A 16032-nucleotide genomic window follows, 5' to 3' on the forward strand; every position below is an offset into this window, starting at 1 on the left:
TCTCATCGCAACTTGAGCAGGTCGTCCACTGTCCAGAATTCACCTTCTGCTTCTTGCCGCACTCAGGACACTCTCGCCACACCGAGCGGTTGCCATATGCCATACTTCTAATTACAACGACCTGATGTATATCTCTACCTCGTGATTGTATCCATATTCGTTGAGACCACTTTCACCCTGGTTTGCAGACATTCATCATAGTCGGCCACAGTGTGTAGATAAGACTCGGATAGAGGAACAGGCCCTACGGAACTTCCATACGAGAATTAACCACTATGTCATTCCGAAACAACCGAATTGACTCGCTAAGCGCGAAACGCCGGACAGAATATCGACTTTTCATCTCGCACTCATGGAGTTACAGCAATGAGTACGAACGAATGATTGGTCTGCTGGATGACGCGAGCTACTTCAAGTACAAGAATTACAGTATTCCTTCAGAGAAGGAAATTGATGCTGATACTGACGAGGAATTAGAAGAAGCACTTCGGGAGGGTCAGATAAAGCCATCATCTGTTGTCGTGGTACTCGCTGGGTTGTACTCGACGTATAGCGACTGGATTGGAAAGGAGATACGGATTGCCGAAGAAGAAAACAAACCCATTCTTGGTGTCAAACCTTGGGGTAGTCAACGGACTTCAGACTATGTTGAGCGCCATGCCGACAAAATGGTTGGATGGAATACCGACTCTGTTGTCGGAGGGATTCGTGATTTATCTCCATGAGCAGGGGAGAGAGCGAACATCCAGGAAAAACGAGCGACGGAAATGAACAAAACGCCGAGCTTGAGCAATGGAAATTCTATGGACAGTCTACTCACCAAGTAAGCAACCGCCGACTCAAGAATAATCGCTTCTACCTTCGCCTTCTAATCGCATTATTGGGCGTTACCGGAATAGGAGTTAAACTCGGCTACGTGACCCCTGTAGGAATCATGTTCATCGGGGCTATTGGTCTTCCATTCTGTGTTCTTTGGACATTCCATATCCTCTCGTATAAACAGCTGAACAGCGGGAAGTACCGTGTTCTCTGGGAGATGGCAGAGAACCTCCCATACGACCCATTCAAAATGGAATGGGACCGGCTTGATGAAGGCGACAACCCTGACGTATACATAAAACACACCACAGTCGAAGTCTGGTGGCCACGTGTATTTGGGTTCTTCTACGCTGTATTATTCATCTATGGGACACTCTCATTGCTGAGCCTGTTAAGTTACTATTGGTGGGCTGTTGGCATTCTCGCTGGCATTTGGGCGATATACGCTTTCTTTGTGCTTCGGGGCAAAAGTCCGACGCAGAAATACTGGGATTACACCGGAAATGAATAAGTTACAACGACTAGAGCGAGTGGTCGACAATCGCTCTGACGATTGAATTCTGCCTCCATCCTACCATCTCAATCGCAGCTTCTTCCACTAAGTTTGGTGTCTGCTTCGCCCCGTGTGGACGAATTCCGACGATTGGTTTATCGAATTCATTCGCTAGTTCTATCTCGTTCTGAATCCACTCCCTGTGGGCACTATACATCCCTGCAAGCACGAGGACGACAGAAGTCGTCCGAATTTGGTCCCGAAGCCGAGCACGAAGATGGACATCATTTACCGTATCAAGCGGGTCGGTCAACGGAACGCTGTGGTCCTGCCATTCTAGTTCGTTGAAATCATCGAGGAATTCGACTACTCGCTCGTAATCGTCGTTGTAGTCCCAAGCATGGCTGATGAACACGTTGTACTGGCGGTTTTCGGGACGTGGTCGCTGTTGAGTGGCACCTCCAGCACTTCCAGTTGACGAACTCGTACCCGAATCAAGAATTGTCTTCAATAGGTCCCAGAGGACTTTCACAATAAAAGCCCCGCCAGCTAGCATTAGAACGGCCAGCACTCCATCAGGAATCTCATCCTTGCTATTCAGCAATTGCTGTACTGCTCGGTACTTGGTCACAAAGTAGACGTTCGTATTTCCTGGTTCCCAAATCGCAATATCATCTGGGTTTGCGAAACTTCGATGATGAACTCGGACACCTGGGAGAACATCCGTGTGTCCATCAAAATCATAAGGTATCGGGGGCACCTCGTCTTGTTGGACAAACTCGATTGGGTTATTCCGTTGTACGCTGTGGCGAATTTCTTGCCAAGTCCGTCCTGGTCGGTCCGGCAAATCCATACGCTTCTGTTGTCGCTTATTATGTTATAATTTCGCAACTTAATAACAACTGTTAGAATATTTTCAATTGGTCAGTCTATCAGCAATGGTGCTTGAATCTAAATCCAATCAAGTCGTCTTTTGGCTACGCGAATCGAATAGCACTTCTCGCCATTCGTTTAGCGGCTGGAGAAATTCATCACCCTCTATCCATGATGGAGCAAGGTTTGATTCCATAATGTATCGGTCGCTACTTTCTGCGTCAAAAATTCCTTCTTTGGCCACTCCCGTCTCTACAATGATTATCATTGGAAGGTTAAGCATGTATGCCATTCCTGCTTCCAGATTGTTCCATGCGGTCGGAAGATAGAGGTCAGATATTTTGTTTTCATTCCGGTCCACCCCAGTCTGTATCTGTTTTTGACGGAATCCAAGAATTATCGCACCCTCACACTCTCTCATTACTTCTCGGACCTGCTGTAACGGTGTTTTAATTGAGTAATCCGAATATCCGATAGACCGAACTTCGAGATTTCGGCTGGTTAACTCTCCTTCAAGCTTCTTCCAGAATTGCTCCTGTGAGTCGGTAAGCCCGTTCGGCTTACTCACAAAGATATTCTGTTTCATGGCTACTACCATTCTGTCGAAGTTTCTTAAAGACATAGAAGAAATCACCTTGCTGAAAAATGGCAAGATAGATGATTCTCAGCTTGAAGCGGTTGGAGGAGTGAGGGCAACGTTCTTCAGCCGAATGGCGATGTACGCGATGAGCGCTAGGATACCCGGAAGCGCCACGCCGGTCGTTGCAAAGACGGTGCTGAGAATTCCAGAAATGATGATTTCCTTGCTCATTTGTCGGAGTATGTTGATGACGGTACTCTCCGAACCGCCGTTATGCCCTCAGCAGGACTTGAACCTGCAATACCAGGGTTCCCGTCGATTAACTCCGACGCACCGTTCTTACATTGAGACTCTCCTAGAGATTGATAAACCTGACTCAAGTCTGTTTGAGGTTACTATTGGAGAACTTTGTGCCCGAATTTCGCACATAGACCCGGTTATTACCGGTAATCTCATTATTCTAACAGCCAAATGACTATTCGAGAGTAATTGTATGACAGAGACATCTACGGACAGCCCTAGCGACGGCCAGAACTATCAAACACTCAATGAAAATACGACTCGGGCTGAAATATTCCCAGCGAAACAGCACAAAGAGGAATGGTGGGAAGAAGCCGAACACGAAGGGTCCAGCCTCAGTCGCTATCTCTACGACCTGATTCAAGAAGCCAGGATGTACCGAGACAGCGGCGCACCCTTCATCCAGACACAAGACCAGACAGTGAAGCAACTCCAAAACAAAATCGACGACCTCCAATCCCAACTGGAAGAAGCTCGGCAGGGTGGTGGTGGTGGTCGAACCCATCTCAGTATTGATGACCTCGTTACCCGAATTCTGAACGAGCAATATCAATCGCTAGACGAACTCATCGAACGAATCTCTGCGAGTGATGAAGTAGCCAATCATCTGCAAGGCCAAATCGAGAATCGACTGTACTCTCTCGCAGAAAAAGGCCGAGTAGAATATCAACGCGGTCACGGATGGCGGCTCAAGGAGGAGAACTAGCATGGGAGCTGAACCCGGTTCCTCGAAAATCTATGAGAACAAACACTACGAGGTCAACTACTTCATCACACGAAAACAGGCAGCTGGCAGGAGCGAGAGAACGCTTAATTCGTACAGCCGAGTCCTCCGCAAGTTCTTCCACGACCAATTCCCAGAACTCTCGCCTGATGAAGTAGAGGTTCGGCACGTTGAGGACTATCTAATGGCCCTAACGAAACGTGGCGTCTCCCAGAACTCGAAAAAGAAGTACCTGGAAGTCCTCTCCAGTTTCTATGGCTATACGCTGAAACGGCCGCAGTTTGAGGGAATCACGAGTAATCCCGCAGCAATCGTACTGGAAGAGATATCTCGAATTCGTCCTGACCGCCCCGACTGTGCGACGTGGGAGAATGCCTGTAAACTCATCCACGCCATTCCAGACCCACGAGACAAAACTGTAGCCATCATCTTAGCGAAAACGGGGGCTCGTCTCCTCGAAGCTCTCTCAATCGAAGAAGACGACGTAGACTTAGAGAAGGGATTCATCCGACTCCGAGAACGAAAAGGCGGAGGCCAGACTGTAGTACCCATTGACGACGAGACAATCTACGCTATCAAACGCTATCAGTTCATCAACGCCGATTCCGATTCCCCGTATCTCTTCACGAGCAACCTGGGAGGGCGTCTCAGTAAAGAAAGAATCCGACGAGAAGTAAAAGCCGCTGCCGACCGCGCTGGTGTCGCCCCCAAGGAAGAACGGCGGTTCGAGAAGAAGTTCACACCTCACACGTTCCGAACGGTATTCACAACCCTGATGCGGAAGCAGGGGATGAAGCCGTACATTCTGAAATACATCCGTGGTGACGCCAAGACCGAGACGATGGATATCTATACTCGCATCGACCGGGATGATGCGAAAGAAGAGTACCTGAACTGCATCAAGGAAATCGGATTGTAGCGGCGGACAGCCCGTGTTTGAGGTATCATTGCCATCTTGATTTTCCAGAAGGTACCTTTTTCTAGCGACAATTCTCAATCAACATTCTGGCACCCGGTAGATATATTCCATTGACAGGTAATCATTTGATAGTCATTATAGACGAACTGGCCGTATTCGGGTTTCCCGGATGAATCTGCACCAATATAATTTGAGGATAAGAATGTCCATAGTTCGGGAGTTCGAGGAGTTCTTCGCTTGGTCACTAGTGTCTTCTGTCCGAGTTGGGTTTATTTTGGTCGGCGTGGCTGCCGCGATATTGCTTTGGCCGATTACAATCGTCGTGGGAGCATACTATCTGTTCAAGAGGTTCAGAATTGGCTCGAAAGTAGCCTCTTCAGGATTTGTGGGCTCTCTGAACAAAATAAACGACCAAGTTCAAAAAAATGGGTTATACTCGACACTTCCAGAGCGAATGTCCCCGTATATGAACCTGTTAGACAAGCTTGGAGAAATTTTATTCATATACGGGAGTGTTGCCGTACTTCCTTACTGTATTTGGATGGTCGGAGGCGAGCTCGGTGAAATTGCTGTGGTACTCATGGCAGGCATTGAGGGAGCACTAGCAGTATTTCTGTTCAGACGAATTCTTTCATCAAATAAGAAAGCCAGCAATGACGCATAGAGAGTATTCATTCAAATGGTCGAAATCATTATTTTCAGAAATCCGTTGGAGGACTGTAAAGAGGTTGCCCGTGTTACTATCGAAGGCAATGTCACAGGTGAGACGCCTACCGCGGAGTCTCTCAGGGACCGAATCAAAGACGAAAGAGACCCTATCATTAGTGAATACACGGATGGTCGTGAACTTTTGCGCTACCTAGCTTCTTCTTACTCAAATGGCTATGTCCTGGCGAACTACGATAGTGAAGAGTCCCGGCGAGTAGTAGAGGACCTGAACGATGAAGCATATCGGAATTGGGTTCGAGATGCTGGGCTCGACACCAAACTCTGAACCCCCTCAAACTTTACGCTGATTACTGTCGCTCGACTCCTCACGCATTCCTGAACGAATCGAATAGAATGAATCTCGGTCGTTCTCGAACGGTTCTCTGGCCCAGATAGGTGACACTCAGCCCAATGTTGTCTTGGACTGTGGAGTCCTGAGATTTTCTCTATCAATCAATGGGTGTCCCCTAGTGTGCGTAATTGCTCCAGAGAACGGATTGTTGTTCTCGATGATGATTGGTATTCGAGTGGTGGTGGACGCATTCTCTGTCCTCTCAGCTTTGACCTCCACACCGTTGCAGATCAATAGAGACTGAAACAGTCTGTTGCTCGGGACTCTTATGATGCAACAGAGCGAACACTTTGTACGGTGATTCCACTTGGCATTACTCTTTCTGGGGCTCAACGAGGACCGAGACGGCTGGGATGTCCTCGGCAAGATTGCTGACGGCGAGATAATCGAGGACCCGACTGGCGAGCTTGAGGCGACGTTAAAGGGAGCGTACGATTTGGATGATGAGGTGCGACTGAGAGAGGTGTTCAACAATCACTATATCAACGCTGTTCCGCTGGCAGAGGACGAGGAGTAGCTAATGCGGATTCTCTTTCAGATGTACCATGCCGGCGAGCTACACGACCTTGGTATCATTGAGGATGGCGACGTGGTCGAAAGCATCGAGGATGGTTTTGAGGACTGGGTACGCTTGGAACTAAGTCACCACACGACTCCCGACCTCGATGATGCAGAGGGAATTCTAGAAGCGTATGAGGGGCCGAATCTGATTGCGAAGATAGTCGACGAGTGACTGTCCTAGATATACTATAAATAGGGGAATCTACGGACCCACGCCTCCAGATACGTCCTCTTGTGTGCTCTCCGCATCTATTATGGAATATTCACGGTGTACAGTATCTACAGAGTAGAATTATTATCGGTTCGTGGTCATCGAGAAACTAGATTAGATGTCTAGAAGCAATGGCGGTGGAATTCTATTTGAGACATTCGTAAATGTCGTTCGAGCATTACAAGACCTAGATGGTAAAGCTAGAAACAAGGACATAGTCGAATCAGAGTACACGACTCGGGATGAACGCCAAGTCCTCAATGTTCTCCAAGAACTTCGGAGAATGGGATACGTCACGGATGAAAAACGAGGGATGTACACATACTGGATAGCAGATGAATATGACCTAACTGTCTTCTATACTAGAGAAAAAGAATACTTGGACAATCTAACGACTGGAGAAGAATGGAACGAACAAAAAAGAGAATATATGTTAAAGAAGCTTCGTGACAAGAGTCCCGAATTAGAGTAGGTGTTGTCCCAAAGAAGAGTGTACGAGTCTCCTCTCTTCTATACTACTATAATATAGTAATAATGCATTTCGTCACCTCTGCGCAGTCTGTTGTTTTCCCTCAATGAGAATAGCCAAAATCGACATATATTTTAATTAGATTGAGATGGCTGATTTTTGTCGTGCGAAGGATAGGGGCATAAATTTTATGCAATTATTGACAAGGAAATTATCACTTTTCTATTTGTAACCTTTGGAATGGCCAAAATGAAGTTTCCAAAGGTTACAAGCGCTCTCTCCAAAGGTTACAAACAGAATTCGGAGTTAGATATATACGCACTCGTCAATTTTTCTCAAATAGGCAGAATACCTGCCCAGATAAAATATGAGTAGCGATACTTCATCCAAGCAGCCACCGCTAAAAGCAAGAATCGACGTTCGCCCGACGCAAATGAAAGAGCTCCTTGAGCACGCCGGACTCCGACCAGACGGCCGATACAACTCCTACCACCCTGAGATTCGACTCCGAATCAGCAACGACCAGGTCGAGACGATTGCATACAACTCCGCAAAAGGCGCAATCACCTACGGAGTCTACGAATCCGAATACTTCGACAGTCTCTCCGTCGTAAACGGAGAAACCATCAATGCAATCGTCAACCCCTACAAGATGCAGGAGGGACTGAAGCTCCTTCTGAATCAGCGTCAGGGGACCGGGAAAAAGTCCCCACCCGTGTTCCATATCGAGTTCTATGATGTGGCCCCTAGCGGATACGCACAGAGCTATACAGCCGAGGCAGGGCTGAAACAGATTCGGGAATGTCCGGTTGCAAAGCGCGCGAAGAACAGCTTCCCTACCGGAGTCACAAACCTGTTCAATTCGAACGGCCGACTCTGCATCAGCGACAGCCCGGCACCGACTGTCATTCAGACGAAGACGGACGCTTTGATGCGCATCACGAAGGCAGGGATGAAAGTCAACCACGGCGACTCATTCGAGATTAAGGTCGAAAACGGAGACTTCCGCATCGACATCCACGATAAGAAAGGTAACAGCGTCAGAGGAGTCCTCAGCTCGAACGTTCAGGGGCCAGACTTCAAAAATGCGTACGGAGAGGCATTTGCTCAGGTTGCAAAAAGTCTCGAAGACGGAAACGTAGAGCTACAGAGCGGGCCAGGTCAGCGGCTCGCGGTAATTCAGGAAGGCGACCACTATCGCGCTCACCACGTAATCGCTCCGGTCAAGAAGCCGTAACAGCGCCTCTATAACGGCTGTTTCCTGAATAGATTACCACAGGCGATTCTTTTTCTTCAGAGACCAGTATTCAGGTTGCTGTCTTCGGCGTCCTGAGCGAGTTTTCTCCGTCAATAATGATTCACTCTCACTTCTTCGTAGACCGCGTCTCTGTCACAGCAACGGAAACCTGCTCGCTGTTCTCGACCCTCCAAGCGTGAGTCAGTCCTCAGAACTCCCCTCCTCGTAGCCAGCTTCGTATTCCTCGCGTAGCGTCTCTGACGCCTTCTTTGAGACTTTGATGACGCCCTTGTTGAAGCGCCTGATGGCGATGTAGATGTACAGCAGGAGGAGATACGGCCAGAGAAACAGCCCGATGACGGCATAGACGACGAGTTTGAGAAATCTGTACTCTAACGGACCGATATGAATGCCACCAATCTGAATGCCGCGCGATTCGCCATGCTCGTCGCTGTCTAAATCAGTCATTGTATTCTTCCGGCCAAAGCCGTCGCTGCTAGAACCAGCAACGCCAGTAGGACCTATCCAGAGAGATGGCAGACAAGAATATCAAATTACTTACCATATGTCCTAAACCTGGTTTCTGGACGTCCTCGAATAACAGTGCTCAGCGTACAGTCTCAGAACTGCCGACCGAGTCCACAGTACGAATGATAATTGGCATTCAGTAGACTATCAGATGCGTCATTGCTCGGATGGTGTTACTCTGCGTGCCATCTGTAGCCAATTGAACGAGAAAACGATCAGCTATCCTCTAACAGAGAACAAATCTGCTCGTCCATTCTGTTGTGGACGCGGTCAATATACTCACTGAAACTCTCGGTTGTGGTCGGGATCGGGAATTCTGCCAGAGTAAGAGGATACTCGTCTACGACAGAGTACTGTGTCTCGACATCGCCTCCTTGCTCAGGATAAATCAGAATACCAGGGACATCGTGAGCGAACTGATACGAAACCATCTGATAGAAGTCCGAATTCGGAGGGCGACCCAGCTTCCACTTTGCATCACCAACAAGTACGATCTGCTCTTCCGAGTCCCGAATGAGGATGTCCGGCCGAATTGAAATGGCCCGCTTTCCATCGGTGACTAGGTTTCGGGTTGTCACTTGTGATGCGGCTCTCCACTCGGTATGTCCCTCGGTTACTTCTGCAACCGCTCGCTCTACAGCTCGCTCGAAAATTTGGTTCATGTCGATGAGCAGAGCAAACGAACTTTGGTTCCCAGTTACAAACTCTTTGACGTAGATACTCCTGAGAACAAGTCTTGTGAGGCGGAGTAGGTCTGCATAGTACTCATTCAGACGTGTGAGCTCAACGCGATCTAACGCCGCAGGCTTAGTCGGTTTTAGTGTGACTCGTTGACGAAGGAGATGACGGTGCTTGAGTAGAGAACGCTTCAGATGCTTGCCACGGACGAATCGGGTGAGTATGGATGTTGCAAAGAGAATCGACTGATTTGGGACCGTATCATAGGTCAGCTCTTCGTAGGAGCATTCAAATTGAGTCGGAGCAACGCCTTGTTTCTGAATCTGCTTCTGGACGTTTAGCCGCCCTCGAAGGTGCTTTTCAGTCTCTTCGACTCGCCGATAATCCCGATGTAGACCTTGGCGAATAACGCTCTCAAGTTCAGCTTCATACAGTGCTGCGAGGGCCTCGATAAACGTGCTCCCGGCCGATATAGAGGTTTCTCGCTCAATAGTCACGGACTCGACGCCATGAGCATATCGCAAGAAATGAAGGAGGTTAGTTTGCTTCGTCTTTGGACGAATCTGTATTGTCGGACCATCTGGGAGCGATACAATCCCCACGTGCTGTGTTGCCCGAAGCACCGCATTCCCGTCACGGTCAAATGAAACGCTCAGACGTTCTCCATCGCTGTTAACTTCCGTCTTTAGCATCCGTAGCGCGGAATCAGTCAGATCGAGTGGATCGGTTTCCTCATACTCTCGCAATATGATGTCGACACTCTCGCCATCTTCGCTGTCCAGTAGTGGGAACGAAGTAGACTGTGCCATGATCTGTTAGTGCTCTCTATCTGCGTTCGTCAGTGTTCCCGATTGAACCTCTGAGCGAATGGAATCAAGGCGCTTGTTGTCGAATGCAGGGTGTCGCCAGTAATCTGGCCCCGAAACAGGTCTATCGTGATCGGAGACTTGCTCAAGTACAGCTCTCGCCAACCCGGAGAACGAGTATTCTTCGTCATTGAACAGCCACCGGACACCGTTACTCTGCCCCGATTTTCCGGTGACCTCACATCTCCAGAAGGGATCTGAAGAATCGTATGGTCGGTTAGATTCCTCAGGGACTTTATCGTCGCTAAAAACAAGCTCGTCACCGCTCTGGAGTACGTTCTCTTCTAGTAGAAGGTTCAGCGTATAGATTGTCTCTGAACTGTCGTCAGCACTCCCATTGACCTCCTCCTCAACTAGGTCGATATCTACGAACTCAGCAAGTGCTCGTCGCAGATCATCTCGTGTGAAGTCCGAGATCTCCTCTGACTCCCAGTGGAACAATCTTCCTCCACTCGCCTGGAAGAGCTCTTCTCGAATCCGTTCAAACTGCCCGAAATAGTACTCTTCGAGGAGCGGAAGAATCTCGAATTTCCAGGCGTCAACGATGTCTGCTGCTTCATCGAGATTCATCAGATAGGAATGACCGATCTGCTTCCCCTTCCCCAAATCAGGTGTATCAACGATGGTCTCGTTTAGCTCCCGAACCGCCAAAACTGAGAGCGCCACCAAACTTTGGTAGGGGTCCGAACTGGTCTGCGCCACCTCCTGAATCTCACCTAAGCTCTCGAAGTCGTGGTGGTCGATCAAGACGGAGTAGTTTGGCGGGAATGCTAAGAATCGGAATCGGCGACGAAGGGCGGCGTCAACTAATGCAATCGAACGGTCCGCCGTGTTCATCGTCCCGATCACATAGAGATTTGGAGGGACTGTGAACGGTTCTCTGGAGTGAGATAGAGTGATCTCTACTTCGTTGGGTTGGTCGAGGCGCTTGTCACTTTCGAGGAGCGTGATGGTCTCACCGAAGATCTGCGCGAGGTTCCCGCGGTTGATCTCGTCGACGATCAAGACAAAGCGACGTGCTTCATCGAGGTCGTCATTCTGTTTGGCGTGTTGGTATGCCGTTTCTGCCCGTTGGCAAATCCGTTTGAAAACCCCAGCCTGAATTCTGTATTCCACCATCCCGTCATCAGCCTCAGCGGTCAATCCTTCAATGAAGTCCTCGTAGGAGAATGAAGGATGGAATGTGACTGTTTCGAGCTGCTGTGTCGTCGGTGTGTGATCTGATTGCTGATTAAGCCACCAGTGAGCGAACTGACGTGCAGTATACGTTTTCCCGGTTCCCGGCGGTCCGTAGAAGACGAGTTGTTGAGCTTGCTCTAATTGGCGCTCAATTGTGTCGGTATCTGACGGTTGCCGGTCTGGTGGAGTGAGGATATCACCACCATCTCCCCTATGTCGACCCTGTAGTAGAGCTTTGAACTTCACGTGATTCATGTTCGGAGTGATCTCTACCTCGCTCTGGAGATCACGCAATAGGACAACGAACAGTACCTCTCCCTGATTCAAACTCGAATTTTTGATCGTCCCAGATCCAATCTCGTCTGCTAATTCCTTGAGTTGAATTCGGTGATCTTCGTAGACATCCACGATCTGTTCACACTTGACCGAGTCTGTCGCGGTAACGACAGCATCAATAAGATCGCTACGACGAAGTGCTTCGGTCCAATCACGAACAATTGTCTCTGCGAGTCTCTCGTTTAACCAGTTTTGAGCACCTTCGACCTGATCGATACGTGCACGAATGTCCTTCGTTGCTTCCTTTATCCCGTCATACTGGTCGGCTGGCGGGAGTTGAATATCCCCGTTTAGATCGTATCCTCTCTCTTCGAGTAAATTTGCGAGATGGGGCGACTCCTCAACAAAGATCTTAACCAGCTCATCTGGACACTGCGTGAAATAGTGACCTTGGTTGAGTGAAAGTCGTTTGCTGTAGAATATTTTCCCGCTCTCTTCTCTGATCTCGCGCAGACGGTCTTGATACTCAGGGTTCTCTAGGATCTGTTTGTATACATGGATATGTGGCTCAATTCCTTGGTAGTCTTTGAGCCAACGGAGGTATCCACCTTGCACCTGTTGTTCTTCGGTCCATCGATCATCCGGCGGCCCCTCAAAGTCTTCTTGGAGCGCTGAATCAATCACCGATATTCCAACAATTTGGTGTTGATCCTGAAGGAGATGGAGAACGATATCTCCAGCTTCGGCTTCGCGCATCGCTTCGTAGCGCTTCTGTCCCCCTTTGTCTCGACTGGGGGACATGATCGCCTTCCCGAGTTTGAATTCTCCTTTTTGTTTGTACGGGCGATTTGCAACCTGTGTCTTCTCGATCCAAATTGATGGGTCTGGGCTTGTGTCTTGTCTCATGTCCTCAGAACTTTCTAATTCAGAAGAGTCACTAGTCTCCTCAGTGAGACCAGATGAGCCTGGCCTGCGTTGGACTACATTCTCTTCGTCGAATGAATCCAGGAGTGACTGGTAAAAGCCGCTTTCAACGATTTCCTGGTATGAAGCAACAAGCTCGCACAAATCGATCACAAGGTCATTTTCACTAGGGAATTGACTAGCGTCATAGGAACGGTAGCAGATCGTTGAATCGCCGTAGTACTTGTTTCGCCCAGTCAGCAATTGGCTTGGGAGTTCGATACTTTCCATCTCGAATCGGTCGAGGTCGATCCGAGTTCGGAGTATCTCAGCACGCTTTGAGAGGACCTCTTTCGTTGCCCCAAGGCCATAATTGTCCTTGAGCTGAGTCATCCCCTGGTTGAGAGTCAGAAAGAGCCGATCCTCGACCGTGTCAAACAAATAGACAACATAGAGGCCATCTTGTGGCCCTTCCGCAACTCGTTGATCGAAAACTCCAATCCAAGGGATATTCGCCATTCTCCCTGTACCGCTTGACCCACGTACGTTCAGATGCTCAGGCTCGATTCCATAGGTAGTTGCAGCATCGTGTTTTAGTTTAGATTGAAATTCCCCAGGGAGTTCGGAGTTAATTAGAGAAACGACAGGATGATCCCAATCTTCCTCTGACTTTGCCTCCAGGAAGTGGGTAAGTGCATACTGGGCCTTCATGTTGAGAGAAGAATGAGGGATAGGGAGGCTTTCTGATGAGTTGTTACTGGAGGGAGCGCTCAAATTCTCAACCCGATATCGGCCATTTCCTTTCGCATCTAATTCACCAGCATCTCGGAGCTCTTGGAGAGTTCGCCGAGTAGTTGCCTCCCACGTATTATTATCTGGAAATTTTTCTCGAAGAGTCGATTCGGAGAACGCCAGTAGGTCTTGTAGATCAAATTCCTGCGTATCATGTTGATCGCAGTACCGCGTGATTTCAGCGCGGATCGTGTCCCGCCATTCAGACATACATCTATCACTTCAAGCAGACCATATGAATATGGTGACCACTCTTGTTTCGATGTAGAGGAAGTTAGAACGATTGCCTCGCTTTCTGTTTGACAACTGCTGAGTGAGGCAAGTAACAGCTACTACGAACGATGGTCAAATATCTGTACTGTCATCATAACAGATATGTCCCACACGAACCTTTGTTAAATCGAACAATGGTAAAGGTCCGAACAGAAACGCTACAACGGGCATACAGCAAAATTGTAGACGACGGAAAGGACCTTCATATCTCTGGGCAGCCAGGGATTGGGAAAACAGAGTTCCTCAACAATCTGACCGAAGAGATACCCAGTCAGTATACGGTCAAATCAACGACTGTCCGCGCACACCACGATCACAACAGTCTTGAACGCGATCTCCTTCATCTCGCCCGTAGAGCAGCACCAGAACGAGATACAAAACCAAACCAACTTATCAGCGCTTCTGCTGGTGCCGGACCCATTAGTGGCGGTGGAACAGTGGATGACCGTGTCCGCGACCTATACAAACTAGAGGATCTAACTGCAAATTGGTCGAACGACCCGCTCCTCCTCTGCATTGATGATATCCACAAAATCGCCGACGATGAGCAAGTTGTCCGGGACATTATCGGCGAACTTTCCTCTAGCCTAGGTCAGGGTGTCCAGCTCATCACCCTCGGGCAAATTCGGATGCCTGGTGGCCATGAGCTCGAGGATATCCACCTAAACCTATACACACTTGGTGAGACCCGAGTGTTCCTCCAAGAAGAGTTTGGGAATCTTCCGGAGGATACTGTTCGTGATGTTCACTCTGTAGTTGAAGGCCACCCACTCTATCTCAGTTTACTCACCGAGTCCTCTGAGGATGAAACAGACTTCGATCTCCCTGAATATGCAGTACTGGATACTATCGAAGAACGATACTTGGAAGCTCTCCCCCGAGATACGGTGAAATTTCTGCGCCAATTCGCACCTCTCCCGGAATTAAGCGAAAAACTCTGTGCTGGACTGTTTGAGGAATGGGATGCTCTCGAAATCGACCAGAAACTCCGAGAATTGGATCGACGAGTAATCGTCCAACAGGTAAACCGGACTGATGACGGTGATAAAATCTACAAAATCCACGAACGCTTCCGCACCTTCCTTGTCCGAAAAAACCGTGACGCAGACGACGTCCACCGCGGAGCCTTCCAGTACCACCTCCAAGAGGTGACTGATATGCTGGCGCAAGAGCGTGACGAGAAGTGGGTGAACTCACTTCCGCACTGGTTCTATGCACGGTACCACTTAGATCAGGTTCATGGGGAAAATGCTGGGTCAGAAGCGTTTCGAGAAGAACTCGACTGCATTGATCTCACCTACCCACACCGTGGCCTTGTCATGCTTTATGCGGGAGTCTGCCTTCTCCCAGGAAACATTTTCTCTGCCTGGGAGCAGGAACTTCCCCTGTTCCGGGAATGGGTGTTCGATACGGTTGAGAACCAGCAACAAGCAGAACTGGTTGTTCGGGTATGTGAATGGGCATTGAGCCAGCTTGGAGATGAACCGATGGAACTCTCGGAGATCCAAATTGAAGGGAGCCTGGATGATCTCCCTGAGGAATCACAGGTCTTCAACGATGTTGAATTGGCCGACGCCCATCTTCATCGTCTGCGGAAACTACGGGGGCACATCCTGCGATTTCTCTTTCTTGAGGAGCCGTATCAAAGTAAAGCCCATCGGGAGTTGATGATCAATGTTCTCAGCACATATGGGATCAGCAAAGAGATTCTCTCTCAATTAAAACAGCGTATCAAATCCATTCTCAAGGCAAGTGAACTTGGTGAGGAGTTTGATCAGCTTATAGAGCAGTATGCTGAATCTATTGGAACTGAGTTTGAGAATAGTTTGAATAGCAGCCTTGACTTCTATGAGTTGCGGGACCAAGCGATGAACCTAGGCCGTGAGGCGTTTGACAACCTTCACTACGACCTGTTGCTTGATTCGGGGTTGATCCATGAGATTGCTTTAGAGGGCGGTGAGGTACTCGAGGAAGCAGAGAATCCTGTTTTTGCGATGGTGTGGTACAGTCTATTTGCGACGTACTTCCGCAATGCAAATGTGGTTCCTTCAGCCTTTGACCAGGTGAAGGAAAAATACATGGAGCAGTTAGAGCGGCGTAAGCAGTATGAGCAATCGATTGAGCATCCCATTATATTCGCAGAGGACTCTGCAGAGGGGCTGTCATTAGATGAGCAGGATTAGACTACGGCTCGTTTCTTGGTCACTGCAATACTGATATTCAGTTCAAGACTTTCAGGATCAATGCGGGGCTCAACAAACATCATGGGTGTTCCGTAGGCAACAAGCGTT

The 16032-nt window shown here is 48.8% G+C and carries 16 protein-coding genes; 11 read left to right on the forward strand and 5 right to left on the reverse strand.

What is annotated here, in order from left to right; genetic code table 11:
* Nucleotides 1-275 precede the first annotated feature (275 nt).
* Entirely contained in the window at nt 276-725 is a 450-nt protein-coding gene (locus tag GJR96_RS07810; protein ID WP_151162421.1) for a TIR domain-containing protein, read from the forward strand.
* A complete protein-coding gene (locus tag GJR96_RS07815) occupies nt 722-1330 on the forward strand; it encodes a RipA family octameric membrane protein (RefSeq protein ID WP_151162422.1) in 609 nt (202 codons plus the stop codon). The genes GJR96_RS07810 and GJR96_RS07815 overlap by 4 nt, the downstream gene beginning before the upstream one ends.
* A gap of 10 nt (nt 1331-1340) precedes the next feature.
* On the opposite strand, the gene GJR96_RS18265 is transcribed toward GJR96_RS07815, so the two are convergent.
* The gene (locus GJR96_RS18265) at nt 1341-2165 is read right to left on the reverse strand and encodes a TIR domain-containing protein (protein ID WP_225317714.1); all 825 of its coding nucleotides are present in this window, start codon (nt 2163-2165) and stop codon (nt 1341-1343) included.
* 108 nt (nt 2166-2273) lie between these two features.
* Nucleotides 2274-2771 carry a hypothetical protein gene (locus tag GJR96_RS07825; protein ID WP_151162423.1) on the reverse strand — a complete coding sequence of 166 codons (498 nt, stop codon included), beginning with the start codon at nt 2769-2771 and terminating at the stop codon, nt 2274-2276.
* On the opposite strand from GJR96_RS07825, the gene GJR96_RS07830 reads away from it, so the two are divergent.
* The 8 genes from GJR96_RS07830 to GJR96_RS07865 all read left to right on the forward strand — a co-directional run bounded on the left by GJR96_RS07830 (nt 2770) and on the right by GJR96_RS07865 (nt 8246).
* A complete protein-coding gene (locus tag GJR96_RS07830) occupies nt 2770-3240 on the forward strand; it encodes a hypothetical protein (RefSeq protein ID WP_151162424.1) in 471 nt (156 codons plus the stop codon). The genes GJR96_RS07825 and GJR96_RS07830 overlap by 2 nt on opposite strands.
* Before the next feature lie 18 nt (nt 3241-3258).
* Nucleotides 3259-3771 (forward strand): hypothetical protein, encoded by a 513-nt coding sequence (locus GJR96_RS07835; RefSeq protein WP_151162425.1) that lies wholly within the window; start codon nt 3259-3261, stop codon nt 3769-3771.
* A 1-nt stretch (nt 3772) separates the two neighbouring features.
* Nucleotides 3773-4708 (forward strand): site-specific tyrosine recombinase/integron integrase, encoded by a 936-nt coding sequence (gene xerA / locus GJR96_RS07840; protein ID WP_151162426.1) that lies wholly within the window; start codon nt 3773-3775, stop codon nt 4706-4708.
* Between the two features lie 169 nt (nt 4709-4877).
* On the forward strand, nt 4878-5372 hold the full coding sequence (locus GJR96_RS07845; protein WP_151162427.1) for a hypothetical protein: 495 nt from the start codon (nt 4878-4880) through the stop codon (nt 5370-5372).
* A gap of 703 nt (nt 5373-6075) precedes the next feature.
* Nucleotides 6076-6285, forward strand: a complete 210-nt coding sequence (locus tag GJR96_RS07850) for a hypothetical protein (protein WP_151162429.1) — start codon at nt 6076-6078, stop codon at nt 6283-6285.
* Between the two features lie 3 nt (nt 6286-6288).
* Nucleotides 6289-6501, forward strand: coding sequence for a hypothetical protein (locus GJR96_RS07855; RefSeq protein WP_151162430.1), 213 nt, complete (start codon nt 6289-6291; stop codon nt 6499-6501).
* Between the two features lie 157 nt (nt 6502-6658).
* Nucleotides 6659-7012, forward strand: coding sequence for a hypothetical protein (locus GJR96_RS07860; RefSeq protein ID WP_151162431.1), 354 nt, complete (start codon nt 6659-6661; stop codon nt 7010-7012).
* A gap of 364 nt (nt 7013-7376) precedes the next feature.
* Nucleotides 7377-8246: a hypothetical protein gene (locus GJR96_RS07865; RefSeq protein WP_151162432.1), complete on the forward strand. Its 870-nt coding sequence runs from the start codon at nt 7377-7379 to the stop codon at nt 8244-8246.
* Between the two features lie 201 nt (nt 8247-8447).
* On the opposite strand, the gene GJR96_RS07870 is transcribed toward GJR96_RS07865, so the two are convergent.
* From GJR96_RS07870 to GJR96_RS07880, 3 genes are all read right to left on the reverse strand, one after another.
* Entirely contained in the window at nt 8448-8714 is a 267-nt protein-coding gene (locus GJR96_RS07870; RefSeq protein WP_151162433.1) for a hypothetical protein, read from the reverse strand.
* 275 nt (nt 8715-8989) lie between these two features.
* Nucleotides 8990-10261: an McrC family protein gene (locus tag GJR96_RS07875; protein WP_151162434.1), complete on the reverse strand. Its 1272-nt coding sequence runs from the start codon at nt 10259-10261 to the stop codon at nt 8990-8992.
* A gap of 6 nt (nt 10262-10267) precedes the next feature.
* The gene (locus GJR96_RS07880) at nt 10268-13678 is read right to left on the reverse strand and encodes an MrcB family domain-containing protein (protein WP_151162435.1); all 3411 of its coding nucleotides are present in this window, start codon (nt 13676-13678) and stop codon (nt 10268-10270) included.
* A gap of 197 nt (nt 13679-13875) precedes the next feature.
* On the opposite strand from GJR96_RS07880, the gene GJR96_RS07885 reads away from it, so the two are divergent.
* Entirely contained in the window at nt 13876-15924 is a 2049-nt protein-coding gene (locus GJR96_RS07885) for an ATP-binding protein (RefSeq protein ID WP_151162436.1), read from the forward strand.
* Nucleotides 15925-16032: the final 108 nt, after the last annotated feature.

This window comes from Haloferax litoreum, from assembly GCF_009674605.1.
GTDB classification, from domain to species: Archaea; Halobacteriota; Halobacteria; order Halobacteriales; family Haloferacaceae; genus Haloferax; species Haloferax litoreum.